This window comes from Pseudomonas sp. 05N431 (assembly GCF_056397005.1).
Window position 1 is genome coordinate 1 of sequence record NZ_JBFTMN010000057.1, and the last position, 650, is coordinate 650.

Here is a 650-nt window from a genome sequence, read left to right on the forward strand (position 1 = left end):
ACCGCCAGCGTCAGTGGTCTCGATCAACATGACCGGGGCCAACTCAGCAGCAATACCAGCCTCTCCCTTGACCTGAACAACGGCGTGCTCAATAACCAGAGCGCCTTGATCACTACGCCAGGCGCGCTGCTGCTGAAAAACCTCAACGCCGTCGTCAACCAGAGCGGTGAAATCTCCAGCAAACAAGGTTTCACGTTGGCGGCTGCCAGCCTGGATAACAGCGCCGGCGGCAAGGTCCTCAGCGAGCAAAACCTCACGCTGCTGATCAACCAGACGTTGAACAATTTCAAAGGACAGGTTGCCAGTAATGGACTGACGATCAACGCCAACAGCCTGCTCAACACCACGGGCGTGCTGTCCAGCCAGGCCGGGATGAACCTCACCAGCGCCAGCCTCGATAATAGCCAGCAAGGCAATATCTATAGCAAAGGTCCGCTGTCGATCAGTACTGGCGCCCTGCAGAACCAGAGCGGCCAGGTTTCCAGCGACAACACCCTCAATCTGACTGCCGCCCAAGTGGACAACAGTCTGGGCGGTCGCATCGCCAGCGCCATGGCCCTGACCGCCAGCGTCAGTGGTCTCGATCAACATGACCGGGGCCAACTCAGCAGCAATACCAGCCTCTCCCTTGACCTGAACAACGGCGTGCT

General features: G+C 58.6%; 1 protein-coding gene. It reads left to right on the forward strand.

Features of this window, described 5'->3' with window-relative positions; all coding sequences use genetic code 11:
• Positions 1-650 (forward strand): hypothetical protein (locus AC1DIG_RS29285; RefSeq protein ID WP_477770109.1); only part of this gene is annotated, 650 nt, incomplete at both ends.